The sequence below is a fragment of the Bacteroides sp. 1001136B_160425_E2 genome (assembly GCF_015559655.1).
Classification (GTDB): Bacteria; Bacteroidota; Bacteroidia; order Bacteroidales; family Bacteroidaceae; genus Bacteroides; species Bacteroides luhongzhouii.
In genome coordinates this window covers 132,768-155,967 of sequence record NZ_JADMQH010000007.1, presented here as the reverse complement: position 1 = coordinate 155,967, position 23,200 = coordinate 132,768, and the positions used below count along the sequence as shown (strand labels likewise).

Here is a 23,200-nt window from a genome sequence, read left to right as displayed (position 1 = left end):
AAAGGCAAGAAGTAGAAATGAGAATAGGTTTTGACGGAAAACGTGCAGTACAAAATTTCACCGGTTTGGGCAATTATAGCCGCTATATAGTGGATATTCTATGCCAATTCTATCCGGAGAATGAATATGTTTTGTATGCCCCCAAGAAACGGGAAAATAAAAGGCTGAACAAATTAACGAAGCAATATCGGCAACTACAGCTTTCTTATCCCACTACTTCTTTCTGGAAAAAGTTAAGTTCATTATGGCGAGTGTTGGGAGTCACCCGCCAATTGGAAAAAGAAAGAATTGATATTTTTCACGGACTTAGCAATGAATTACCCCTGAATATCCATAAAAGTGAGGTAAAAAGTATCGTAACGATCCACGATCTGATATTTCTGCGATACCCACAATACTACCATCTGATCGACAGGAATATATATACATACAAATTCCGCAAAGCCTGCGAAAACGCAGATAGAATCATTGCTATCAGCGAATGTACCAAACGTGATATTATTGAGTTTTTCGGAATCCCAGCCGATAAGATAGAGGTTGTTTATCAGGGATGTGATACTTCATTCACGCACTCTGTAACAGAAGAGAAAAAAAGAGAAGTTCGAGCTAAGTATCAGCTACCGGAACACTATATCCTCAACGTAGGAAGTATTGAAGAACGAAAAAATGCCCTTTCGGCAGTACAAGCACTGACAATGCTTCCTGAACAAATCCACCTTGTCATTGTAGGACGCCGTACAGAATACACTGATAAGATTGAACGTTTTATTAAGGAGAACAAGCTGGAAGAAAGAGTGCACATCATCAGCAATGTTCCTTTTGATGATCTGCCGACTTTTTATCAGCTAGCTGAAATTTTTGTATATCCTTCACGCTTTGAAGGTTTTGGCATCCCCATAATAGAAGCTTTATATTCCGGAATTCCGGTAGTAGCCGCAACAGGTTCTTGCCTGGAAGAAGCCGGAGGTCCCGACTCGATCTATATACATCCCGATGATATCAAAGGAATGGCCAATGCTTTCAAACAGATATACTCTGACCCTGAGAGAAAGCAGGAGATGATTGAAAAGGGGCAAACATTTGCCAAAAGATTCTCTGAAGAAAAGCAAGCGGAAGAGATCTTAAACATCTACAAAAAACTAATGAGATGAACGTACTTAAACATACAATAAAGAAATTTATATATGGCACTCTCCCATATTATTTCATGAAAGGATATAAGCCTAGCTCTCCTTATCTGAAATACTATGAATATATTAAAGAGCATGGATATTCAAGACACCTGTATGAATTCAAAGATGAATATGCCAATATGCCCGTTGACGTACAAAAAGACGAGAAGAAAGGCTTATACTATGTTCAAAAAGAAGAGAAACGGCTCTATTTCAGAAAGAGCACTCCGGCCAAGAAAATTCAAAAATATTACAGGGCTTTGAGCATGGAACAAGACAGACGCTCACCGCACCATTACTTCAACAGCGTTAAAGAAGTGACAGGAAAGGTATTTGTGGATGTCGGTTGCGCTGAAGGATATTCTTCATTGGAAATCATCGAAGAAGCTAAACATGTCTACTTGTTTGAGCAGGACGAACAATGGCTGGAGGCCATCAGAGCTACTTTTGAACCATGGCAAAATAAAGTTACGATTGTCCAAAAATATGTAAGCGACCATAATTCTTCGAGAGAACAAACTCTGGATGACTTCTTCAACAATCAAACGGAGGAGCATCTATTTCTAAAAATGGATATCGAAGGAGCTGAACGACATGCATTGGCCGGATGCAAGAACTTATTTCAGAATTGCCGAAAGTTGGATTTTGCAATTTGCACATACCATCTACATGATGACGAAGCAGTCATTTCTGCATTTTTGGATAAGCATAACTGCACATACACAAATCAAAAAGGGTTTTTCAGGCATAAAATCCGCAGCGTAGTCATGCGCGGAAGTAAAAGCTAATCATTGATAATCAGCAGAAAGCAAGTCACAATAGTCATACTTGCACAGGTATGTATCATAAATGTGCTTTTCTTTTTTCAATAAGAAACGTGAAATATGCGGTTCCCAAGAAAAGAACTTACGCACAGAACGGTACAAACGAAAGAATAAAATCAAGGATACGATATGCTTTTCTTTTTCTTTTCGCGCCGCACGACGATAAATATAATGAGTAAAGAACTGATCGCTGTAACGAAGAGCCAGACTAACTGTAGATTTGATATCCCATCCCCTCAAAGAAGCATATTCTGTCATTATATAAGTCAGCACTTCACGAGAGATGCATAAACGACACATATTACGGCATACAGTATCACAATCAATATCTGACAGCAACTGCATGCGGTTCACGTCAACCAGAGAAAAACTATATTCATCCGCATCATTCTGATGGATCAATATATTGCCGGGAGAATAGTCCAAATGCAGGATACCTGCCTGATGCAAAGCAACTGTGTAGCGTGCAAAAGCAGAAAGTTTATCTTCGTTTCCTTCCACTTTCCCATCCATCAGGGAACGGACTGTTTCGCCACCATCATAACAACAAATGTAATAGCTATGTGAAAGAAGGCCACTCTGGAATTGTTCGATCATAGCAACTGGCTCCGGAGTGTCAAAACCATGTTGTTGAATTTCCATAGAGTAAATATAGGAACGCTCTGCTTTTGATTGCCGGAAAAACGAATATACAACACGATTGATGATGTGAGGCTTCTTAAAGCTCTTCACCACAACATCAGTACTGCCCAAGCCAATTCGTTTTAAAACATTACGCCCATCGTACACCACATCTCCTTTTTCCTGGAAGGACCTTGGAATTTCTTCTATCTCCTTCTGCAGATGCGCGTACTTGGGATTTACAATCACTCTCATTACACTCTCCTATATAATACTAATTACAAAGATGGAGCAAAGATAAAGAAATTAAGGCATATTCCGACTATATTTTTTTCTTTTCTCACAAAGATTGGCTAACTCTCTATACATATAAGTACTGTTGCGAACAACTTTAGCCGTTTTTTCTTTTTTCTTTTCATTTATATTTAGACATAAATGCTTTTTTTTAGCTATGTTTGCACGATAAAAAAGCATAAAGAAGTTAAGCATGAAACCAATCAAAAAAATTCTGATTATTCGATTTAGACAAATAGGAGACTCTATTCTAACTGTTGCATTGTGCAGTACACTGAAAAAAAGTTTTCCCGATGCAGAAATACATTTTGTGCTTAATAAAAATATAGCATCGCTCTATGAGGGTCATCCGGACATAGATAAGGTTATTACATTTGACAAGAATGAGAATAAACCATTCACTGCTTACATAAAAAAAGTATGGCAAGTGACGCACCAAAACAAATACGATGTCATCATCGATATGCGCTCTACGATCCGGACTCTTTTTTTCTCTCTTTTTTCATTAAAAACTCCTTTCCGGATAGGGCGCATCAAGGGATATACACGTTTCCTATTAAATTATCGGGCAGACACTTACAGCAATAGTCTGACAATTGATATGGTAGAACGCAACCTATTGCTTGCAGCGCCATTAGAGAAAATCAAGCCTATTCAATATACAAAAGAATTCAGGTTATACCTCACTGACCAGGAGAAAAAAGACTTTCGATATTATATGGAAAAGGAGGGGATAGATTTCGCGCGCCCTGTATTCCTAATAGGAGTCACCACTAAGCTCCTCCATAAAAAATGGAATACGGAGTTCATGATAGCCACACTTAAAAGAATATTGGAAGAATACAAGGACATACAAATGATCTTCAACTATGCACCGGGGTATGAAGAAGAAGATGCAAGAAATATCTACAAGGAATTGGGATGTCCGGAACGCATCAAGATCGACATACAAGCCTCTTCATTACGACAGCTAGCCGCACTTTGCGCCAACTGCTCATTTTATTTCGGAAACGAAGGAGGAGCCCGGCACATTGCTCAAGCCCTCGAAATCCCTTCATTCGCTATTTATTCACCAAGCGCTTCCAAATCAATGTGGTTACCTGTAAATTCCGTACTTGCCCGAGGAATTAGTCCCGACGACATTCTTCCGCCGGAACAACAAGCGACATTAACTTATGAGGAACGTTTTGCATTAATCACTCCAGAAAAGGTATACGAGCAATTAATTTCGACATTAACGCAACTGAGCTAACTCGCGATATAAATCAAGATAAGCTTGTATATGCTTCTCATAACTGAATGAAGCTGCATGTTCTTTCATTCTGGTCAAGCGTTCTTCATCTTTATAGAAATCAGGCAAATGTTCCCGGATACTTTGCACCATAGATTCTGCATCCAAATGTTCCCACATGATGGCATGTCCATTACAAACTTCCGGTAAACTAGTGCGATTAGCAGCAAATACAGCCTTTCCAAACTGCATAGCTTCCACCACAGGAAGTCCAAAGCCTTCTCCTTCACTAGGAAACAGGAACGCCTCACAGTTCCGATACAGCCATATCTTTTCACTTTGAGTGATTACATCTGTCAAAAACACATTAGTGACTTGCTTCTCACGAATCAAGCTACGCACTTCTTCAGCATAAGCGAAATGGGCATCCCCACAAATATATAAATCATATTCCGGGAAATGGCGCATTACGTCAACCAGAAGATGGAAATTCTTTTTTCTACGGATTTGTCCAATCGTAAAAAAGAAGGGACGTCCCGTTGCGAAAGAGGGTTGGGTTCCTTCCAACATATCGATCCTTTCCACCCCATTATAGATGACTCGAATCTCTTTTCCCTTCAAATCTATATGTTGGCGAATGACATCTGCTACATAATGAGAAATCGTTGTGACTACGGCGGCCTTATTGACTTTATTCTGCATCCGGCGAAGATACATTTTAGCCTTCCAAGGCTTTTTCTCCGTTAAGAAATTAAAGTCATGTATAGTAAAGATAAACTTTGTACCACCGGCAATACGCAACAACTTCCGCTGCTGATTCACCGCATGCCATACATCTACTTTAGGAAGAGTAAAAGGGAAAAATTTATTGATACGACGTACCGGAACAGAGGTCACATTCGGACCAAATTCCTGCATATATTTCTGTCTCAACAAATATACAAAATGAAGATCCTCTACCGACATAGACGAAAAAGCGGCCGCATAGTTGGCCGCAATCTGTCCGAAACCAGCTGTTAGACTACCATAATTTGTAAGATCTATCAGTACCTTTTTCTTTCATTGTATCTCTTTTTCCATCATTATTTGATTCTACGCTCTTTCGACTCAAAAAACAACTAAATTGAATTCCTGCAAATATCAGCCGACAATCCCTTCTATTTTTGCAATAACCTGTTCTGGCTTTATATCTCTTAAACAGGCATAATCACCACGCCAGCAAGGCTTCTGTCCATATACAGAGCAGGGACGACATGATAAATCAAGCTGCACGGTATTGACCGGCAATTGCTTCCAGCCCATAAAACCAGCATAAGGATGAGTTGCTCCCCAAACAGAAACAACCGGAATATTGACCAAGGATGCCAAATGCATATTGGCAGAATCCATCGAAAGCATCACATCCAAATGACTCATCAGATTCAGCTCGGTACGCATATTCAGCTTACCTATCATTGAAACAACAGAAGGATATTTAGCAATCCATGCGTCAAACACTTCCTGCTCGTTTTTGCCACCTCCAAAAAGAAAAACTTTCACTTGCGGATTAGCTGCAAAATGTGCTATAACTTGCTCCTGTAACTCTAACGGATAAATTTTACCTCTGTGTTTGGCAAAAGGAGCTATACCAATCCATTTTTGATCTTCTTTAGGTCCTGTGACTGGCTCTATCTCCGCAAAGTTGCCTTTTCCTTCACCATAAATAGAAGAAAAATTTAATAAAACCGGCAAACCGAGCTTCTCAAGCACATCGGCATAACGGCGAAAAGAACTCTTCTGATTCTCCATCACCTTATCGTGACGACGAACCAGTTTCTTTTTACCTGCCCTTCCCTTACATATGGAAGCTACCGGTTTATTGGCAAGACGGAATCGCAGACATAAATATTTTGAACGAAGCACATGATGAAAATCTGCGATGTAATCGAAATGCATGGCTTTCAATTCTGAATAAAGGCTATTCAAGCCCCAAAGTCCCTTGTGTTTGCCTGTTAAGTCAGCTCCGACAAAGCCTACATTCGCAGGCAGCCCCTGAAAGAGCGGCTGCCATACAGCACGACTTAACACTGTTATTTCGTGCTGCGGATATTGAACAGCCAGCGAATGTATTACCGGAATTGTCATGGCTACATCGCCAAGAGCTGAAAAACGAATAATGAGAATACGCGCCATTCGTTATTTTTTAGCATAAAGCACCGGATTCAATGCCGGGTCATTATACATCTTCATCTGTTTATATACTTTCATATACTTTCTCCCGGCTTCGATATCAGCCAACAACTGCTCAATAGCCGCAGAGAGGTCTTTACGTTGTTCCAGCAGAATATTCAGCTTAGCCTGACATTGAGCACGGTGTTCCTCTGTGGTATCCGTACGTTCCACTTCCTGCTGCATGTGGTAAATTTTCAATGCAAGAATTGACAAGCGGTCAATAGCCCATGCAGGACTTTCTGTATTGATCGTTGCGTCAGAGAGAGGTTTTACCTCTTTGTATTTGTCTAAGAAGTAGCTATCAATTAATTCCACCAAGTCTGTACGATCCTGATTTGATTTATCAATTCTTCTTTTCAAAGCCAATGCTTCTACCGGATCAATCTGCGGGTCACGGATAATATCCTCAAAATGCCATTGCACAGCATCAATCCAGTTCTTTAGATACAAATAATACTCAATAGTTTTCAACTCGTAAGGATTGTTCATCGGAGCATCCACACTATCTGTTACATGGTAATCTGTTGTCGATTTCCAAAAAATCTCGTTGCAAAGGTTACTAAATGTCATAATCTTAACTAGCTAATAGATATATAATAGGGCAAATCTATGTAATATTTTTCAGACAAGCAACCGTTTCTTACTTTTTTATTTGTTACCTTTGTGGGTATAAAAGATGAATTGTATATGAAAATTATTATCGACAATAAAATACCTTATATAAAAGAAGCGGTTCAGAAAATAGCCGATGAGGTGGTTTATATACCGGGGAAAGATTTCACTCCGGAGCTCGTACGGGATGCAGACGCACTTATTGTCCGTACCCGCACACATTGCAACCGGGATTTATTGGAAGGTAGTCGGGTGAGATTCATAGCGACGGCAACTATTGGTTTCGATCACATTGATACAGAGTATTGCAAACATGCAGGTATAGAATGGACAAATGCTCCGGGATGTAACTCTGCTTCTGTCGCCCAATATATACAGTCATCGCTTCTGGTGTGGAAATCTTGCAGAAACAAAAAGTTAAACGAACTGACGATTGGAATCATAGGAGTGGGAAACGTAGGGAGTAAAGTCGCTAAAGTTGCCCGGAATTTTGGTATGCGCGTTTTACTGAATGATTTGCCACGGGAGGAAAAAGAAGGAACAGAGCAGTTCGTCTCACTAAATAAAATAGCAGAAGAATGTGATATCATTACCTTTCACGTACCTTTATATAAGGAAGGGAAATATAAAACCTTCCACCTGGCAGATGAGAGTTTCTTCCGGTCACTCAAACAAAGACCGGTTATCATTAATACTTCACGAGGAGAGGTCATTGACACTGATGCTCTTTTAAAAGCCTTGGAGAGTCGGACCATCTCGGATGCCATCATTGATGTATGGGAACATGAACCGGAAATCAACCGTGAGTTATTGGAAAAAGTATTTATTGGCACTCCCCACATTGCGGGTTATTCTGCCGATGGAAAAGCAAACGCCACACGCATGTCACTGGATGCTATTTGCAAATTCTTCCAAATAGAAGGTGATTATAATATAAATGCACCGGCACCGGCCTCTCCTATTATACATGCCAAAAACCATGAAGAAGCAATCCTCCAAATGTATAATCCTGTCGAAGACAGTACCCGATTGAAAAATCAACCGGAACTATTCGAAACCTTACGCGGGGATTATCCTTTACGACGAGAAGAGACAGCTTATTTAATTAAGTATTAAGTAATACTTGCTCTATGACTTGCGGGAAGTGTTCATATTCCAAGGCATGCACTTTCTTGGCTACATCATCCGGAGAATCTGTCGGAAGAACAGGACAGGTAGCCTGGAAGATTGCATTTCCTTCGTCATAATGCTCATTTATATAATGTATAGTGATACCGCTTTCCTTTTCACCAGCAGCCACTACCGCTTCATGAACCCGATCACCATACATTCCCCTTCCCCCGAACTTCGGCAGAAGAGCAGGATGTATATTTATAATTTTATCGGGATAAGCATGCAAAAGCAAGTCAGGCACACGAACCAGAAAGCCAGCCAGTACGACAAAGTCGATACGATACTCCTGCAAAATAGCCAATATTTCATCTCCGGCTATCCAGTCCTCCTTTGGAAACACGTTAGAAGGCACTCCCAAACGATGCGCACGTTCCAAAACATAGGCATCACTTTTATTAGAAAGCACCAACGAAACCTGAACGGAATCGTTTTTTTGGAAATACCGGATAATATTCTCGGCATTTGAACCGGAACCGGAAGCAAAAATTGCGATGTTTTTCTTCATAACTCTCAAATTCGATGCACAAAACAGTGAAAAATGTGCAAAACTTTGCATTTATTTAGTCAAATATTTGCGCAAAACGATAAATATTCATTCCTTTGCACCGCAAATTTAAAGAAATAAAACTAATTATTAATTAAAAACTTAAAGTTATGTCTGAAATTGCATCAAGAGTAAAAGCGATTATCGTTGATAAATTAGGCGTAGAAGAATCAGAAGTTACAACCGAAGCAAGCTTCACTAACGACCTGGGAGCAGATTCTCTTGACACTGTAGAACTTATCATGGAATTCGAAAAAGAATTCGGTATCTCTATTCCTGATGACCAAGCAGAAAAGATTGGTACTGTAGGTGATGCTGTATCTTATATCGAAGAACACGCTAAGTAATTCGATTTCATCAATATGGAATTAAAAAGAGTGGTAGTAACAGGCCTTGGCGCCATTACTCCCGTTGGCAACAGCGTTCCCGAGTTTTGGGAAAACATTGTGAACGGGGTTAGTGGAGCAGGGCCTATTACTCATTTTGATGCGTCGTTATTCAAGACCCAATTCGCATGCGAAGTGAAAAACTTCGATGCAACGAAATACATAGACCGCAAAGAAGCAAGAAAGATGGACCTGTATACTCAATATGCCATCGCTGTTGCCAAAGAAGCGGTGAGTGATTCCGGTCTTGATGTCGAGAAAGAAGACTTGAACAAAATCGGTGTTATTTTCGGCGCCGGTATTGGTGGTATACATACATTTGAAGAAGAGGTAGGCAACTACTACACTCGTCAGGAAATGGGTCCGAAATTTAATCCGTTCTTCATTCCAAAGATGATTTCGGATATTGCAGCCGGACAGATTTCTATCATGTATGGTTTCCATGGTCCTAACTACGCGACTTGTTCAGCATGTGCTACTTCAACCAATGCTATTGCAGATGCTTTCAACCTGATTCGTCTGGGTAAAGCAAACGTGATTGTATCCGGTGGTTCGGAAGCTGCGATCTTCCCGGCAGGTGTGGGCGGTTTCAACGCTATGCACGCATTGTCAACACGCAACGACGAAGCTTCTAAAGCTTCACGTCCGTTTAGCGCAAGCCGTGATGGCTTCGTTATGGGCGAAGGTGGCGGTTGCCTGATCCTGGAAGAACTGGAACACGCTAAAGCTCGCGGTGCAAAAATCTATGCAGAAGTTGCCGGTGTAGGTATGTCTGCAGATGCACATCACCTGACAGCTTCTCATCCGGAAGGTCTGGGAGCGAAATTAGTGATGAGAAATGCACTGGAAGATGCGGAAATGGATCCGAAAGAAGTAGATTATATCAATGTACACGGTACATCTACTCCGGTTGGTGATATTTCAGAAGCAAAAGCAATCAAGGAAGTATTCGGTGATCATGCGTTCGAGTTGAACATCAGTTCAACAAAATCAATGACAGGTCACTTGCTGGGAGCTGCCGGTGCGGTAGAATCTATTGCAAGTATCCTTGCTATCAAGAACGGCATTGTTCCTCCGACTATCAACCACGAAGAAGGTGACAACGACGAGAACATCGACTATAACCTTAATTTCACGTTCAATAAAGCACAGAAACGCGAAGTTAATGTTGCCCTGTCCAATACATTTGGATTTGGCGGTCACAATGCGTGCGTTATCTTCAAGAAATACGCAGAGTAATATCGTGTTACGTAATGAAATAGATAAGATAAGGCTCTTGTTCCGCAAGGATAGAGAGTCTTATCTTTGTTTTTACCGGATACTCGGGTTCTACCCGCGCAATATCCAGCTTTATGAGCAGGCTCTCCTGCACAAATCGACTTCTGTCCGCTCCGACAAGGGACGTCCCCTCAACAATGAACGACTGGAGTTTTTAGGTGACGCCATCCTCGACGCCATCGTAGGAGATATTGTCTATAAACGTTTTGAAGGGAAAAGGGAAGGTTTCTTGACCAACACACGTTCTAAGATCGTACAACGGGAGACTTTGAATAAGTTGGCCGTTGAAATCGGTTTGGACAAACTCATAAAGTATTCTACCCGCTCTTCTTCTCACAACAGTTACATGTACGGAAATGCTTTTGAGGCATTTATCGGAGCTATTTATCTGGATCAGGGGTATGAACGTTGCAAACAGTTTATGGAACAACGGATTATCAACCACTACATCGACCTGGATAAAATATCCCGAAAAGAGGTCAACTTCAAATCCAAACTTATTGAGTGGAGCCAAAAAAACAAGATGAAGGTTTCCTTTGAGTTAATCGAGCAGTTCCTCGATCATGACAGCAATCCTGTTTTCCAAACCGAAGTACGCATTGAAGGGCTTCCGGCAGGAACAGGTACGGGATATTCCAAGAAAGAGTCTCAGCAGAATGCCGCCCAAATGGCTATAAGGAAAGTAAAGGAGCCCGAATTTATGTCAACCATCGAAGAGATCAAAGCACAACATTCAGTAACTGCAACAGAACCGGAGAATGTCTCAGAAGAAAACATCCCCGATAATGAAATTTCTATGGTACAACTTACCACAGAAACCGCAGAGACAGAGACTAGCCAAAGCAAATCCCCATGCGACGCCCCTGAATCACCAAATCGTGATCTTCAGTAACTAATTTCAGTTTTCCTGCAACTTCTTCAAGAGGGATAGATGCTATGTCGTCTCCTTTTAAAGCTACCATACGCCCGAATTCGCCATTGGCGATCAATTCTGTCGCATGGCCGCCCATACGGGTAGAAAGATTACGATCGAAAGGAGTAGGTGAACCACCACGCTGAATATACCCTAGAACTGTTTCACGGGTCTCTATACCAGTCTCATATTCAATCTCCTGCGCAATATATTCAGCAGCACGTTTGCGCCCGTCAGTCTGAATACCTTCTGCTACCACTACAATAGAATAAGGTTTACCCTTCTTCAGCCTCTCCAGAATCGTATTACCAATATTTTTAATGTCATAAGCGATTTCGGGGACAAGAATCACATCTCCTCCTCCTGCCATACCGGAATACAAAGCAATCCAACCCGCTTTATGCCCCATCACTTCAATCACCATCACTCTTTTGTGAGAACTTGCGGTGGAATGTAAGCGGTCGATAGCATCGGTAGCAATACTTACTGCCGAGTCGAAACCAAAAGAGATGTCTGTACCCCAAATATCATTATCAATAGTTTTGGGCACAGATACGATATTCACTCCCATCGCAGCGAACTTCGCCGCAGTCTTTTGTGTTCCATTTCCGCCGATACAAACGACACAATCGAGTCCCATTTCCCGGATATTCTGAAGGATTAAAGACGGTTTGTCAACATCCGAGATAACGCCACCTTTTTTGAAAGGCTTCTCACGAGAGGTTCCTAACATTGTTCCACCCAGATTGAGCAAACCGGAAAGCGACTTATCCGTAATAGATTCGACATCTTTAGTCAGCAAGCCCTGAAAACCGCTGTGAATACCTACCACTTCCATCCCGTAATAATTGATGGCAGTTTTGCACACGCCACGAATCGTGGCATTGATACCGGGACAGTCCCCGCCGGATGTTAAGATTCCAATTCTCATTGTCGCATTTTTTAGTCTAAAACTCGGGATTTATATGAAACTCGTCTATTTTTAACGATTATTTCCGTCGTAAAGATAGAAAAAAAAGATAAATAAGTTACTTTTGCACGACTAAACATTATTATGTTAAAGCAGAAATGAATATTACAAAAATTATTAGTAAGACTTTCGATTCCCGTTTAAAACAAATAGACTTATATGCTAGTCAGGCTAGTGAGATACAGCATCGTGTGTTAAGCCGCTTAATACACCAGGCCGCTCAAACTGAATGGGGAAGAAAGTACGATTATTCCTCTATCCGTAACTATGAAGATTTCCGTAAACGTGTTCCTATCCAAACATACGAAGAAATCAAACCGTATGTAGAACGTTTGCGAGCCGGGGAACAGAATCTGCTTTGGCCATCGGAGATACGCTGGTTTGCAAAATCCTCCGGAACGACTAATGATAAAAGTAAATTCCTTCCCGTCAGCAAAGAAGCTTTGGAAGATATTCATTACAGAGGAGGAAAAGACGCGGCAGCTCTTTATTTCCGCATCAATCCGGATAGCCATTTCTTCTCTGGCAAGGGACTGATTCTAGGAGGGAGCCATAGCCCGAACCTCAACTCCAATCATAGTTTAGTAGGAGATTTATCCGCTATTCTGATCCAAAACGTAAATCCGCTTATCAATTTCATTCGTGTACCAAGCAAAAAAATTGCGTTGATGAGCGAATGGGAAACCAAGATAGAAGCAATCGCCAACAGCACCATTCCGGTAAATGTGACAAGTCTGTCCGGCGTACCGTCGTGGATGCTGGTACTTATCAAACGTGTCCTTGAAAAGACAGGAAAGCAAGCTCTGGAAGAAGTATGGCCTAACCTGGAAGTCTTCTTCCACGGTGGAGTGGCTTTCACGCCATATCGTGAGCAATATAAACAGGTGATTAAAACACCTAAAATGCATTATGTAGAGACCTACAATGCTTCGGAAGGATATTTCGGAACCCAGAACGACCTTTCCGATCCTGCCATGTTATTAATGATCGACTATGGGATTTTCTACGAATTTGTTCCGTTGGAGGAAGTGGGAAAAGAAAATCCACGGGTTTATTGTCTTGAAGAAGTCGAGCTCAACAAGAACTATGCAATGGTTATTTCTACTTCCTGTGGTTTGTGGAGATACATGATTGGTGATACAGTGAAGTTTACCAGCAAGAATCCCTATAAGTTTGTCATCACGGGAAGAACGAAGCATTTCATCAATGCATTTGGTGAAGAACTGATTGTTGATAATGCTGAAAAAGGCTTGGCAAAGGCTTGTGCCGAGACTGGAGCACAAATTTGCGAATACTCTGCGGCGCCGGTGTTTATGGATAAGAACGCAAAATGCAGGCACCAGTGGTTAATAGAATTTGCCAAAATGCCGGATTCGGTAGAAAAGTTCGCCGCGATACTTGACGCTACGCTGAAAGAGGTTAACTCTGACTATGAAGCCAAACGATGGAAAGATATTGCTTTGCAACCATTGGAAGTAATCGTTGCCCGTCAGGGATTGTTCCATGACTGGCTGGCGCAGAAAGGGAAACTGGGAGGGCAACACAAAGTCCCCAGATTAAGCAATACACGCGAATATATAGAAACAATGCTGGTGCTGAATAATAGTACTCATTCGGAAGAATAACCAAAAGCCAAAACATAGCCACCACAAGTTTTCTCTATTACAAAGATACTTGTACAAGGAGGGTGTGTCAACACAACTCTCCAATTCCTTGTAATTCGCATAATCCGTGCCTAAGTTATGTCAATTAGCAAGCTAAGTTTGGTTTTAACGCACTCTCGTCAGAGCGTTTATCTTCCCTATATATAAAATTACCGGGCGTTGACTATGATTCCTCCTCCTAATAGTAATCCGTCTCCATAGAACGCAGCCGCCTGTCCCGGAGCAATGGCAGTTAGCGGTTCGTGCAGCTGCACGTGCAGTAAGCGATCCGGTGTGATGGTAACCGTACCATGGTTCTCCTGCTTGCGATACCGTATCTTCACAATTATGTCAGAGCGTCCTAAAGTACGCTCCTGATTTACAATATTCCAATCTTTCAACCACATTTCCGTTTTTTCCAACGATGAAAGAGAAGCCAACACCACTTCATTCTTTTCCGGATCAATCTCTTTCACAAAAACAGGACGATTCAGATGAATGCCTAAGCCGCGCCTCTGCCCAATAGTATAAAAGGGATGGCCCTCATGCCAGGCAATAAAATTCCCCTTTTCATCGACAAATCGTCCTCTTCTGATTCTGTCAGACCAGGCTTGTTTATCACCGGCCGATGTCTGGTTATTGCTGATTGATGTCTGACCATTTCTGACTAACCAGTCTTTTAAAAAGGTCCGATAGTCCATCGGACAAAAACAAACACCGATACTATCCTTTTTGGTTGCCACCTTTCGAAAGCCATGTTCAGCAGCCCAAGCACGGGCTTCAACTTTCGTAATATCGCCCATCGGCAACAACATCCTATTAAGAATATCCTGTTTCAATCCCCATAAAAAGAAGGTTTGATCTTTATCCGAGTCGGCAGCATATGTTATATAAAAAGTTTTATTTAGTTGTATATTCTGCGCATAATGCCCGGTAGCAATATAAAAAATCCCCATTTCATCGGCAATTTTAGCAAGCAAAGGCCATTTCAGGTAATTATTGCACAATGTACAGGGGACCGGAGTACGTCCTGCCAGGTATTCCTGCACAAAATATTCAATAATCTGCCGGGCAAATATTTCACGGGCATCGTATGTTATATGCCGTATTCCTAAACGTTCTGCTAAATTACGGGCATCTTCCAGGTACTCTGTCGAACCATTCAATTCATAAAAACGGAAGGTTACCCCGATTACTTCATAACCGGCTTCCAGCAATCGCATAGCAGCAACAGAGCTATCTGTACCGCCACTCATTCCAAGCAATACGCGTTTGTTTTCCTCTATCATGCTGCAAAATTAAGTATTTTCCCGTATCTTTGTCAGTTAAAGCATAAAAGAGAATGAAAGAGAGACCAACTAACGGACAAGTTATAATCGTTTTCACAGAGCATCCGATACTCGGCATATTGCTGATTCCGTATATTGTGGAAAGGCTGAACGATGGTACCTTGCAATTAGTGGAGCAAGCGTTTCACGCCTCTCCGGAAGCTATGAGCATAATGAGCGAAGCGGAAAGACAAGCTATAGATATCGCTTCATACTATACAGAAAAGTATTTGATGGGTCTCTACTCCCGTGAAAAAACAGTATCACGCTTTCTACATAAGCTATCCGAAGATCCGGAACGAATTAAAAACAATATTCGCCCGTTTATCGAAAAGAAATTGTTGGAGATGCTGGTGTTGATACGGGAAAACGGACTGCCTTTTTATCAGAAACAAGCGGGCAGTAAAATCTTATACGCCCATCATGCTTATCATATAAACCCTCATGACGTAGAAATTCGCGTAACGTTTCATGTTGACAGTAAAACATTCCGTTATCAGTTGCAGTGTTATTATGAAGGGCAACCGTTCTCTTTGAATGAGTTAAAACCTGTGGTTGTACTGACCTCCTCGCCGGCCACCCTATTATTAGGAATGGAGTTATACTTCTTTCCGCATATTGAAAGCGCACGTATCTTACCTTTCACCAAAAAAAGATCGATTAGCGTGGACGCTTCACAGATTGAAAAATACATAGACAACATCGTTATTCCGATTGCACGCTATCACGATATCGAGACTCACGGTTTGAACATTATTGAAGAAGAATGTGCCTGTGAAGCAGTTCTTTCATTCGAAGATGTCACATACAACGGACAAGCATTACAACTTGCCTTCCGCTATGGAGACCAGACATTCACACCGGATAGTGCTAATGAAATGAAGAAAATCATTTATCGGAAAACATCCGGTGAAATCGGCTTTTTCCGACGTAATATTACAGTGGAAGAACAAGCTGTCCTACTCTTAACGAATGCCGGTCTGCAGCAATTCAATGGCACGCACTTTCGACTATCTCCCGCAGTTCCCGAGAAGACAATTGTCGAATGGATCAACAATCACCGGGAGATGTTGCAGCAATCCTTTCACCTTATCAGTAATATAGAAAATGCGTTTTATTGTCTGGATGAGATACGTATCGAGCAAAGTTGCGACGATGAGGTTGACTGGTTTGAACTGTACATCACTGTTGTTATCGGTAATCTGCGTATTCCTTTTTCACGTTTCCGCAAGCATATTCTTGAAGAAAAGAGGGAGTACTTGTTACCTGACGGCCGTATGATTCTCCTGCCTGAAGAGTGGTTCAGCAAATATGCGAACTTACTGGAGATGGGAGTACAAACAGAAAAAGGAATTCGTCTGAAACATACATTTATAGGTGCCGTACAGACAGCTTTAGGTGAGGATGGACTTAAAAAATTCCCGGCGAAGCTGCAAATACGTAACGTTTCCGCACCGAGAACGCTTAAAGCAACGTTACGCCCCTATCAGCTGAAAGGATTCTCGTGGATGGTACACCTGTATAAACAAGGATTTGGCGGATGCCTGGCAGATGACATGGGACTCGGGAAGACGCTTCAGACTCTTACCCTGCTGCAGTACATATATAAGCCATCCGCTCCCAAACAACCCGCTACTCTGATCGTGGTCCCCACATCGCTACTTCACAACTGGCGACGGGAAGCCAAACGTTTTACAGGGCTCTCAATGGCGGAATACAACAATACCGTGGTTATAGACAAGGAACGTCCGGAAAAATTCTTCGGTCATTTTCACTTGATCTTTACTACGTATGGCATGATGAGAAACAACATTGATACACTCTGTTCTTACCGTTTCGAATACATCGTGCTCGATGAAAGTCAGAATATCAAGAATAGCGAATCGCTCACCTTCCGGTCGGCAATTCAACTGCAAAGCAAACACCGGCTTGTACTGACAGGTACTCCTATCGAAAATTCATTAAAGGACCTGTGGGCTCAATTTCATTTTATACAACCGAACTTACTGGGAACGGAAAGCGCATTCCAAAAACAGTTCATAATGCCGATTCGTCAGGGAAACACCCGCATACAAGTGCAGTTACAACAACTGATTGCCCCATTCATCCTCCGCAGAAGCAAGAAAGAGGTAGCTCCGGAACTTCCTGAACTTACCGAAGAAACAATCTACTGTGACATGACTGAAGAGCAGAACACGTATTACGAACAGGAGAAAAACAGCCTGCGAAACATACTTCTCCAGCACTCTCAAAGTACGAACAGGCTCCATTCATTCAGTGTACTAAATGGCATTTTGCGTTTACGACAACTCTCTTGTCATCCGCAACTCATTCTTCCTGATTATACCGGAACATCCGGAAAAACCGCACAGATAATCGAAACATTCGATACATTACAAAGTGAAGGCCACAAGGTCCTGATTTTCTCTTCATTCGTCAGACATCTGGAGCTACTGGCCGAAGCTTTCCGAGAACGGAGTTGGAAATATGCCCTATTAACAGGAGCAACCAACAATCGGCCCTCCGAAATTGCTCATTTCACCGAACAAAAAGATGTTCAAGCATTCCTTATTTCACTAAAAGCAGGAGGTGTGGGCCTCAATCTTACGCAAGCCGACTATGTATTTATCATAGATCCCTGGTGGAATCCTGCCGCCGAATCGCAAGCGATCGCCCGTGCCCATCGCATCGGTCAGGACAAACAAGTGATTGCCTATCGCTTCATTACACAAAACAGCATTGAGGAAAAGATTCTGCATCTGCAAGATGAGAAACGAAAACTGGCGGAAACATTTGTTGCCGACAGTGAATCATTGCCTATATTAAGCAATGAGCAATGGGTAGACTTACTCTAATAATACATAAAGCCTCAATCTATCACAGAGATACGTAAAATGTATTATTTCATCGTATTCCTGAATTTTTTTATCCATATACTCTTATTTTATCCGGTTATCTTTGCCACTGTGAAAATTATAAATAACCCGAAATAATAAATGTATGAAAAACAGGAGCATTACCTACCTATTACTATTTGGTATTTGCAGCATGTTATTCGTTCTGCAATCTTGCCAAGAAACGGATGACCTGCGTTCTGAAATTGATTCGCTTAAGAATCGCGTCCAAATATTGGAAGAGACAGCCAATCAATTGAACACCTCTATCGAAAGTTTACAGTACTTATTGAATGATCCAGTCATTGTGGGTATCACTCCCATCAAAAATGGCTATACTGTAGAATTAAGCGATGGAAAAAGTATTACCGTTATGAGTGGAGAAGCCGTCAATGCACTAGTACCCTCTTTATCTGTAGATAATGAAGGCTATTGGATTTATAGCATAGACGGAGGTGCTACTTATATGCCTTTGAAGGACGTTAATGGCAATAAAATATATGCCATTCCAACCAGTAAGCCTAGTGATCCCAGTAAACCTGCCACTCCCATTCAATCTCCCAAGCTAAAGATAGATGCAAATGGTTACTGGCTGATAAGCTATGATAATGGAAAAACATATCAGAACTTAACCAACAACGATGGCAGTAAAATAAAAGCCATTGAAAGTGCTGGTAAAAATTCGATCTTTGACAAAGTGGAATATAACACAACTTCCAAAAAGCTTACAGTTACCTATGCAGACAAAACCATTGAACTTCAAGTGATCGATACTTTCTACTTAAAGGTAAAAGGAATGGAAGATATGCAAATTTTCCCACTAAACGAAACACGTCTTTATGAGGTAGAACAACAAGATGTAACAGAAGCTGTAATAAAAGCTCCTAAAGGATGGAATATTATCTTAAAAGACAATGAACTATCTGTTACTTCTCCTAAGGCAAACGACATAGAGAATAAAGAAGAAATAATCAATATCATCATTACTTCTTCCAAAAACTATATTCGTATAGTACCTCTCAAAGTACAACTACTGACAACAGGTTATGATGCCAATGCATGTGATGCATGGAATAAATACAATTTGGGAGAAGCCGACAATCTATTGCTTGATTTCTCCTATGCAGGTTATAAGCATGGCGAAGTTGCTCCCCCTGATGTATGGTCTTTAGGTTACACAGTATATAATGTAAAAGATTACGGTGCTATTCCCAATGATAATAAGTCTGACCGAGAAGCTCTGACTAAAATATTAGCTAAAATCGGTTCTAAAGTGGATAATGCCAAAGCTATAATTTATTTCCCCAAAGGAGAATACATCTTACATACAGCAGCTGACGATGTAGATGGACAATCACAAACAATCCAGTTATTAATGGGAGGAGTTATTCTAAAAGGTGACGGACGCGACCAAACCATTATAAAAATGGATGCTCCCAACCAACCGAAAGATCCAAATGTCATGTATTCTTCGCCGGTAATGCTGGAAATCAAGCATAATAGCGGACTATCCCAGCTTACTGAAGTTACAGGAAATGCCGATAAGGGAACTTTCTCCGTAGAAGTAGCCTCCACCACAGGCATTAAAGTTGGAGATTGGGTATGTTTACAATTGGTGGATAATAGTCCGGAACTTATCAAAACTGAGTTATCACCTTATCAACCTACTTCAAACATGACTAATCTACATAATGATGGTGTACAAGTCTATGATTATCATTTAGTAGCAGCGATCAACGGACAAACTATCACTTTCAAAGAACCAATCATGCACGCTGTAGATTCACAATGGAAATGGACTATCCAAAAATACCCCCACTATGAAAACGTAGGTGTGGAAGATATGACCTTTGAAGGAAAAGCCAAGGTAGACTTTACCCATCACGGTTCATGGGAGGACGATGGAGCCTACAAACCGATTAATCTAGTCCGTCTAACAAATTCATGGATGCGCCGTGTAGGTTTTCGTAGCGTCAGTGAAGCTAGTTCTATCGTTAATAGTTCGAACGTATCAGTATACGACGTAATCATTGATGGTAACCGCGGACATGCAGCCATTCGTTCGCAAGCCTCATCACGTGTATTTATAGGTAAAGTGACAGATAAGTCAAATGGATTCCTTATAGACAACAGAAATGTATATGAACAAGGAGCAGGACAATATCATGCATGTGGCGTTTCCAAGCAAAGTATAGGTGCTGTACTTTGGAATGTAGACTGGGGAACCGATGCTTGTTTTGAGTCTCACGCAACACAACCTCGTGCTACATTGATTGACCGTTGTACAGGTGGTTTTATGAGATTCCGCCAAGGGGGTGATTATAATCAAATGCCTAATCATTTAGCCGATCTGACTTTATGGAACTTTAACGCAAAGAATAATGTCACAGATTCTCCATTTATTTGGTGGGATAGTAATTCTCTTTGGTGGAAATTCCTTCCCCCAATCGTAGTTGGCTATCATGGCGGAAGCATTAACTTCAATGAAAGCCAAATGAAATTGAATGAGGAACAAGGTAAAACAGTCACTCCATATTCACTTTACGAAGCCCAATTGCGCAAACGTTTAGGTGCAGTTCCGGCTTGGTTAAATTCACTCCAGTAATAACTTTAAAAACAAAATACAATTATGAAGAAACTTTGGTACGTATGTATGTTACTGACTTTATGTCTGATAGGATGTAATAAGACAGACGACTTGTGGGACGACGTTAACGATTTAAAGACTCGTGTTACCGCCCTTGAAAAAACCGTTCAAGATTTGAACTGGAACATTGAAGCTGTACGCGAACTTTGCAAGGAAGGCGCTACCATTACTGATATTGAATTAAAGGATGGTATATATACAATAACATTAAGCAACGGCAAAACACTCAAACTCGTTGAGGAAACCGGAGCTGGTGCCTTGATTCCACAAATGGGGATTGATAACGATGGCTATTGGACCGTCAGCTATGACAACGGAGTCACTTTTACACAACTGAAAGATAAAAGTGGAAATCCTATAAAAGCAACTGCAGAAAATGGAAAGACTCCTCTTTTCCAGATCGATGCAGAAACAGGATACTGGCAAGTCAGCTACGACGGTACTACTTATGAAAATGTGAAAGACTCTGCAGGCAACCCTGTAAAAGCTACTGACGGGGAAGCCGTAAAAGATAAATTCTTCAACTCTGTAGAAAAGGTTGGCAACAGCTTTAATATTGAATTAAGAGATGGCACAAAGTTATCTATCCCTATCATCAGCAACTTCTACTGCAAGTTTGATGAAAGTATTGTAGGTGTACAAAGAATCGCAGCAGGATCTACGAAAGATTTCATTGTACACATGAAGGGTGTAGAATCTTATATCATTACTGCTCCCGAAGGTTGGGAAGCGACTTTATCAGAACCGTCCGGTGATAATGATGAAGGTACATTGACAATAAAAGCTCCTGCAACAACAAAGACTTTATCGCGTGCTGTTGCTGATAATACAAAAGATGTGTCTATTCTCGCTACTTCAGGATCGTATGCTGCCATTGCAAAAATACAGGTAGAACTCGGAGAAGCAGAAACACGGATTGACTATTATACCTTATACAATAATGGGCAAGACATCGAAATCGGAGATCTAAAAGTTAATAAGAATGATTATGGTACTCCTATCTTATACAAAGCGGCAGATATGACTGAAGAACTTAACTTAATGAATGACATATCCCAAAAAGCAGGTGCTAAGGTCTTACTATTTTTAGAAAATGGAGAATACAACTTCATTGTAGACAAAATTGCCAAAATCAATGCAGAGATTGTCATTATAGGGCGATACAGTGATAGCAAACCAACGTTACAGCCAAAATTATGTTGGAACTTGATAAGTGGAAAGCTTATCTTCAAGAATCTACATATCGATATGAGCCAGATTAATGGTGCTTCAAATGCAACATATCTATTCAATAACGCGAGTGCAACTGAAAGTTTCAATAATTTATCTATTGAAGATTGTGAAATAACAGAGATGCAAAAGAATTTATTTGTTACTTCCAGCGGCAATTCCCTCACATTTGGAATTAATACTATACATTTGAAAAATAATCGTTTCTTATTGAATGCTCCCGCTAAAACCGGAACTACTGATACTAGTATTGTACTATTCAATCTTGGAAAAACATCTAATATGGACGCTTTTCAGAAGCTAACAATGGATAATAATCTAATCTACAACCCAGTTGCTATAAAAGGACAGATTTTCGGATGGACAAATGGTACTGCCCAATCCCCTGATCAACAATCTATAAAAGTTCTGTTACAAAACAACACAATTATCAATTTTGTTGGAGCCAATTATCATTTAAAAGTATATGACGCACAGTCCATAACAATTAAAAAGAATGCTTTCTACGGAGATCCTTCATCTGCTTTAAGTTCCAACTTATGCGCTGTATATAAAGCTGGTAGTAATCCAACATTTGATGTTCAGGAAAATATAGCTTTTGGCCTTGCAGGTTCTGGAAAATGGGTTAATTTTCCATCGGCCTCCACTAGTAGACCGAGTAATCCCACTACAGATCAATTAACCTACCTTACCGAAAATCCATTCAATGCAACAGATTTTAGTACAGGAGACTATAGTTTAAAAGCTCCATATACAGATTACGGAATGCAAAATAGATAAATAGCCTTTATAGTTAACTAAAAAAGAGGGTGTCACTTCATTTTCGGACACCCTCATTTTTATATTATCATAAATTTATTTTAACATCCCATCCCAAACTGCCACAACGGCACCACATTCATAAAGCCTCTCTCAACATCATCCTTCACCACAAATCCTTTCTGTACATCCTGAATTTGCTTTTGTCCCTTTTTTCTTTCCCCCACCTCAAATGTCATATCATCAATCAAGAAATCAAAAACAGGAGAAGCTATTACATCCGAAAAGATGCGGGTCTGGTTCAAAAAAGAAAGTCCCTACATTTGATACATGACACCGCGAAGACTCAAATCAGAATCTCCTTTATTAATATCCAATACAGATGGACCTGTAAAAACAATATTCAACTCTGAATGATAATCGTAAATTAAATTAAGCTCTTCCGACTAATTTTTATATTTATAAATTTC

The 23,200-nt window shown here is 40.8% G+C and carries 19 protein-coding genes; 11 read left to right on the top strand and 8 right to left on the bottom strand.

Annotated elements, in window-relative coordinates:
• Window positions 1–17: 17 nt before the first annotated feature.
• Window positions 18–1,151, top strand: coding sequence for a glycosyltransferase family 4 protein (locus tag I2I04_RS08820; RefSeq protein ID WP_143256765.1), 1,134 nt, complete (start codon window positions 18–20; stop codon window positions 1,149–1,151).
• Window positions 1,148–1,960 (top strand): FkbM family methyltransferase, encoded by an 813-nt coding sequence (locus I2I04_RS08815; protein ID WP_143256764.1) that lies wholly within the window; start codon window positions 1,148–1,150, stop codon window positions 1,958–1,960. The genes I2I04_RS08820 and I2I04_RS08815 overlap by 4 nt, the downstream gene beginning before the upstream one ends.
• Here the strand turns inward: I2I04_RS08815 and I2I04_RS08810 are convergent, their stop codons facing one another.
• Window positions 1,961–2,872, bottom strand: a complete 912-nt coding sequence (locus I2I04_RS08810) for a lipopolysaccharide kinase InaA family protein (RefSeq protein WP_143256763.1) — start codon at window positions 2,870–2,872, stop codon at window positions 1,961–1,963. It abuts the gene before it with no gap.
• Between the two features lie 232 nt (window positions 2,873–3,104).
• Here I2I04_RS08810 and I2I04_RS08805 point away from each other — a divergent pair, with 232 nt between their 5' ends.
• The gene (locus tag I2I04_RS08805; protein ID WP_195654828.1) at window positions 3,105–4,163 is read left to right on the top strand and encodes a glycosyltransferase family 9 protein; all 1,059 of its coding nucleotides are present in this window, start codon (window positions 3,105–3,107) and stop codon (window positions 4,161–4,163) included.
• On the opposite strand, the gene I2I04_RS08800 is transcribed toward I2I04_RS08805, so the two are convergent.
• From I2I04_RS08800 to I2I04_RS08790, 3 genes are all read right to left on the bottom strand, one after another.
• Complete coding sequence (locus I2I04_RS08800) at window positions 4,146–5,189, bottom strand: glycosyltransferase family 1 protein (RefSeq protein ID WP_317192945.1); 1,044 nt, start codon at window positions 5,187–5,189, stop codon at window positions 4,146–4,148. The genes I2I04_RS08805 and I2I04_RS08800 overlap by 18 nt on opposite strands.
• 93 nt (window positions 5,190–5,282) lie before the next feature.
• On the bottom strand, window positions 5,283–6,314 hold the full coding sequence (locus I2I04_RS08795) for a glycosyltransferase family 9 protein (RefSeq protein ID WP_117809352.1): 1,032 nt from the start codon (window positions 6,312–6,314) through the stop codon (window positions 5,283–5,285).
• Between the two features lie 3 nt (window positions 6,315–6,317).
• Window positions 6,318–6,923 (bottom strand): DUF4254 domain-containing protein, encoded by a 606-nt coding sequence (locus tag I2I04_RS08790; RefSeq protein WP_195470051.1) that lies wholly within the window; start codon window positions 6,921–6,923, stop codon window positions 6,318–6,320.
• Window positions 6,924–7,040: 117 nt separating this feature from the next.
• Here I2I04_RS08790 and pdxB point away from each other — a divergent pair, with 117 nt between their 5' ends.
• Complete coding sequence (pdxB, locus tag I2I04_RS08785) at window positions 7,041–8,081, top strand: 4-phosphoerythronate dehydrogenase PdxB (RefSeq protein ID WP_195654827.1); 1,041 nt, start codon at window positions 7,041–7,043, stop codon at window positions 8,079–8,081.
• Here the strand turns inward: pdxB and purN are convergent.
• Window positions 8,071–8,694, bottom strand: coding sequence for a phosphoribosylglycinamide formyltransferase (purN, locus tag I2I04_RS08780; RefSeq protein WP_143256760.1), 624 nt, complete (start codon window positions 8,692–8,694; stop codon window positions 8,071–8,073). The two genes, pdxB and purN, sit on opposite strands and share 11 nt — an antisense overlap.
• 98 nt (window positions 8,695–8,792) lie before the next feature.
• Between purN and I2I04_RS08775 the strand changes: the two genes are divergently transcribed.
• The 3 genes from I2I04_RS08775 to rnc are packed head-to-tail and all read left to right on the top strand — an operon-like array spanning window position 8,793 to window position 11,238.
• Window positions 8,793–9,029 carry an acyl carrier protein gene (locus tag I2I04_RS08775; RefSeq protein ID WP_002558672.1) on the top strand — a complete coding sequence of 79 codons (237 nt, stop codon included), beginning with the start codon at window positions 8,793–8,795 and terminating at the stop codon, window positions 9,027–9,029.
• A gap of 15 nt (window positions 9,030–9,044) precedes the next feature.
• Window positions 9,045–10,307: a beta-ketoacyl-ACP synthase II gene (gene fabF, locus I2I04_RS08770; protein WP_117809356.1), complete on the top strand. Its 1,263-nt coding sequence runs from the start codon at window positions 9,045–9,047 to the stop codon at window positions 10,305–10,307.
• A complete protein-coding gene (gene rnc / locus I2I04_RS08765) occupies window positions 10,273–11,238 on the top strand; it encodes a ribonuclease III (RefSeq protein WP_195654826.1) in 966 nt (321 codons plus the stop codon). Before fabF ends, rnc begins: the two co-directional genes overlap by 35 nt.
• On the opposite strand, the gene I2I04_RS08760 is transcribed toward rnc, so the two are convergent.
• Complete coding sequence (locus tag I2I04_RS08760; RefSeq protein WP_143256758.1) at window positions 11,180–12,190, bottom strand: ATP-dependent 6-phosphofructokinase; 1,011 nt, start codon at window positions 12,188–12,190, stop codon at window positions 11,180–11,182. The genes rnc and I2I04_RS08760 overlap by 59 nt on opposite strands.
• 137 nt (window positions 12,191–12,327) lie before the next feature.
• Between I2I04_RS08760 and I2I04_RS08755 the strand changes: the two genes are divergently transcribed.
• Window positions 12,328–13,854: a GH3 auxin-responsive promoter family protein gene (locus tag I2I04_RS08755; RefSeq protein ID WP_195470049.1), complete on the top strand. Its 1,527-nt coding sequence runs from the start codon at window positions 12,328–12,330 to the stop codon at window positions 13,852–13,854.
• Between the two features lie 188 nt (window positions 13,855–14,042).
• Here the strand turns inward: I2I04_RS08755 and mnmA are convergent, their stop codons facing one another.
• Window positions 14,043–15,161, bottom strand: coding sequence for a tRNA 2-thiouridine(34) synthase MnmA (gene mnmA / locus I2I04_RS08750; RefSeq protein WP_143256756.1), 1,119 nt, complete (start codon window positions 15,159–15,161; stop codon window positions 14,043–14,045).
• Window positions 15,162–15,214: 53 nt separating this feature from the next.
• Between mnmA and I2I04_RS08745 the strand changes: the two genes are divergently transcribed.
• The 3 genes from I2I04_RS08745 (at window position 15,215) to I2I04_RS08735 (ending at window position 22,751) form a co-directional block, all read left to right on the top strand.
• On the top strand, window positions 15,215–18,055 hold the full coding sequence (locus tag I2I04_RS08745) for a DEAD/DEAH box helicase (protein WP_195654825.1): 2,841 nt from the start codon (window positions 15,215–15,217) through the stop codon (window positions 18,053–18,055).
• A gap of 145 nt (window positions 18,056–18,200) precedes the next feature.
• The gene (locus I2I04_RS08740) at window positions 18,201–20,699 is read left to right on the top strand and encodes a DUF4955 domain-containing protein (protein WP_195654824.1); all 2,499 of its coding nucleotides are present in this window, start codon (window positions 18,201–18,203) and stop codon (window positions 20,697–20,699) included.
• A gap of 24 nt (window positions 20,700–20,723) precedes the next feature.
• Window positions 20,724–22,751: a PL29 family lyase N-terminal domain-containing protein gene (locus I2I04_RS08735; protein WP_195654823.1), complete on the top strand. Its 2,028-nt coding sequence runs from the start codon at window positions 20,724–20,726 to the stop codon at window positions 22,749–22,751.
• A gap of 80 nt (window positions 22,752–22,831) precedes the next feature.
• On the opposite strand, the gene I2I04_RS23210 is transcribed toward I2I04_RS08735, so the two are convergent.
• Complete coding sequence (locus tag I2I04_RS23210) at window positions 22,832–23,035, bottom strand: hypothetical protein (RefSeq protein WP_229126958.1); 204 nt, start codon at window positions 23,033–23,035, stop codon at window positions 22,832–22,834.
• Window positions 23,036–23,200: the final 165 nt, after the last annotated feature.

Excerpts from the sequence above, each read along its gene's own strand:
- fabF (WP_117809356.1), top strand. The coding sequence starts at position 9,045 with ATGGAATTAAAAAGAGTGGTAGTAACAGGCCTTGGCGCCATTACTCCC.
- I2I04_RS08745 (WP_195654825.1), top strand. The coding sequence starts at position 15,215 with ATGAAAGAGAGACCAACTAACGGACAAGTTATAATCGTTTTCACAGAG.
- I2I04_RS08735 (WP_195654823.1), top strand. The coding sequence starts at position 20,724 with ATGAAGAAACTTTGGTACGTATGTATGTTACTGACTTTATGTCTGATA.
- I2I04_RS08805 (WP_195654828.1), top strand. The coding sequence starts at position 3,105 with ATGAAACCAATCAAAAAAATTCTGATTATTCGATTTAGACAAATAGGA.
- I2I04_RS08810 (WP_143256763.1), bottom strand. The coding sequence starts at position 2,872 with ATGAGAGTGATTGTAAATCCCAAGTACGCGCATCTGCAGAAGGAGATA.
- purN (WP_143256760.1), bottom strand. The coding sequence starts at position 8,694 with ATGCAAAGTTTTGCACATTTTTCACTGTTTTGTGCATCGAATTTGAGA.
- I2I04_RS08760 (WP_143256758.1), bottom strand. The coding sequence starts at position 12,190 with ATGAGAATTGGAATCTTAACATCCGGCGGGGACTGTCCCGGTATCAAT.
- mnmA (WP_143256756.1), bottom strand. The coding sequence starts at position 15,161 with ATGATAGAGGAAAACAAACGCGTATTGCTTGGAATGAGTGGCGGTACA.
- I2I04_RS08755 (WP_195470049.1), top strand. The coding sequence starts at position 12,328 with ATGAATATTACAAAAATTATTAGTAAGACTTTCGATTCCCGTTTAAAA.
- I2I04_RS08740 (WP_195654824.1), top strand. The coding sequence starts at position 18,201 with ATGAAAAACAGGAGCATTACCTACCTATTACTATTTGGTATTTGCAGC.
- pdxB (WP_195654827.1), top strand. The coding sequence starts at position 7,041 with ATGAAAATTATTATCGACAATAAAATACCTTATATAAAAGAAGCGGTT.
- I2I04_RS08820 (WP_143256765.1), top strand. The coding sequence starts at position 18 with ATGAGAATAGGTTTTGACGGAAAACGTGCAGTACAAAATTTCACCGGT.
- rnc (WP_195654826.1), top strand. The coding sequence starts at position 10,273 with ATGCGTGCGTTATCTTCAAGAAATACGCAGAGTAATATCGTGTTACGT.
- I2I04_RS08815 (WP_143256764.1), top strand. The coding sequence starts at position 1,148 with ATGAACGTACTTAAACATACAATAAAGAAATTTATATATGGCACTCTC.
- I2I04_RS08775 (WP_002558672.1), top strand. The coding sequence starts at position 8,793 with ATGTCTGAAATTGCATCAAGAGTAAAAGCGATTATCGTTGATAAATTA.
- I2I04_RS08790 (WP_195470051.1), bottom strand. The coding sequence starts at position 6,923 with ATGACATTTAGTAACCTTTGCAACGAGATTTTTTGGAAATCGACAACA.
- I2I04_RS08795 (WP_117809352.1), bottom strand. The coding sequence starts at position 6,314 with ATGGCGCGTATTCTCATTATTCGTTTTTCAGCTCTTGGCGATGTAGCC.